This is a genomic window from Xanthobacter sp. BG11Y11_SDJG, from assembly GCF_057364445.1.
In genome coordinates this window covers 1-1,526 of the sequence record NZ_JBNFNU010000635.1, presented here as the reverse complement: position 1 = coordinate 1,526, position 1,526 = coordinate 1, and the positions used below count along the sequence as shown (strand labels likewise).

At 71.6% G+C, this 1,526-nt stretch carries 2 protein-coding genes; both read left to right on the top strand.

The features are described from left to right. Window positions 1–401 (top strand): UTRA domain-containing protein (locus tag AC2W7M_RS25220; protein ID WP_486135823.1); only part of this gene is annotated, 401 nt, incomplete at its 5' end. A gap of 20 nt (window positions 402–421) precedes the next feature. Next, on the top strand, window positions 422–1,381 hold the full coding sequence (locus AC2W7M_RS25215) for a tripartite tricarboxylate transporter substrate binding protein (RefSeq protein ID WP_486135821.1): 960 nt from the start codon (window positions 422–424) through the stop codon (window positions 1,379–1,381). Window positions 1,382–1,526: the final 145 nt, after the last annotated feature.

The window sequence follows — 1,526 nt, the reverse complement described above, 5'->3', positions numbered from 1 at the left end:
GCCCGCGCCCGACGCCGCGGCCGATGCGCTCGCCTGCCGCGCGGCGCCGCCTCGATCCGCCTCTCGCGCTGCGCTGGTGGGCGGGGGAACCGATCCTCGCCGAGGACATCGTGCTGCCGCTGGAGCCGTTCCGCGCCTTCCTGGACGTGCCGGCTGAGGAGGTGGGGCCGCTGCTCTACCCGGTCTATGCCGCCCATTGCGGCCTCGCCATCGCCCGCGCGGAAGAGGTCATCACCATCGTGCCGTGCCCGGCGCCGGAGGCGCGGCTGCTGCGCTGCCGGGCGGGCGCGAGCGTGGTCTGCATCGAGCGCCTGGCCTTCAGCCTCGACGATACGCCGCGCGAATGGCGCCGCAGCTACGGCCCCACCGCGCGCTTCCGCTACCGCGTGGACATCCGCTGAACAAGAAACGGGAGGACCCCATGAAGCTCGCCAGAACCCTTTTCGCCGTCGCGGCCCTCGTTTTGCCGGCCGCGTCCGCCGTCGCCTATCCCGACCGTCCGGTCACGCTGATCGTGCCCTCGCCGCCCGGCGGCGGCACCGACGTGTTTGCCCGCCAGCTCGCCGAGATCGCCGAGGGCGCGCTGAAGCAGAAGGTGGTGGTGGAGAACAAGCCGGGCGGCGGCGGCACGGTGGGCACCACGCTTCTCACCGCGGCCAAGCCGGACGGCTACACGTTCGGCTTCGTCTGGAACTCGCCGGTGACCACCAGCCCCCATTCGCTGCCGGTGGCCTACACCCCGGACAGCTACCAGTCGGTGCTCTCCATCGGCTATTCCTCCTATGTGCTGTGCGTGCAGCCGGATTTCCCGGCCGCCAACGCCAAGGAGATGATCGCCGCCATCAAGGCCGCGCCGGGCAAGTATACCTACGGCAATGACGGCGTCGGCGGCACCATGCAGCTCGCCGCCGAGCGCATCTTCAAGGCGCTCGATCTGAAGGTGCGCTCGGTGCCGTTCGGCGGCGCCGGCGAGACCGCCAAGAACTTCCTCGGCGGCCATGTGGACTTCTACGGCGGCTCGCTGCCGCCCATCCTCGCCCACGCCAAGGCCGGCAAGGCCAAGTGCCTGATCCTTACCTCGCCCGAGGGCAACCCCGCGCTGCCCGAGGCCTCCGGCCTCGACGCGCTCGGCATCGGCAAGGAGGCGACGGTGCTGTGGTGGGCCATGATCGCGCCCAAGAACGTGCCAGCGGACCGCCTCGCCGTCATCTCCAAGGCCTTCACCGACGCCGCCAAGGAGCCGCGCTTCAAGGAGGTGATGGAGAAGCAGGGAGCCGTGTTCGCCCTGAAGGATGCCGCCGCCACCGACGCCGCCATCCGCGCCGAACTCGCCGCTCTGGGCGAGGTGGCGAAGGCCATCGGCGTCGCCAAGGGCAACTGAGCCATGGCGGTCTCCGAGCGCGCCGGCGAGGCCGGCGTCAGCCTCGCTCTGGCGGGGATCGGCCTCGCCATGGCGGTCATGGGCGCGCGATGCCGCTCGGCAGCCTCGCTCTGCCGGGGCCGGGCTTCTTCCCGGTCGGCCTCGG

What these genes read in the sequence shown, in the direction of transcription:
- AC2W7M_RS25215 (WP_486135821.1), top strand. Translation starts at nt 422, where the DNA reads ATGAAGCTCGCCAGAACCCTTTTCGCCGTCGCGGCCCTCGTTTTGCCG.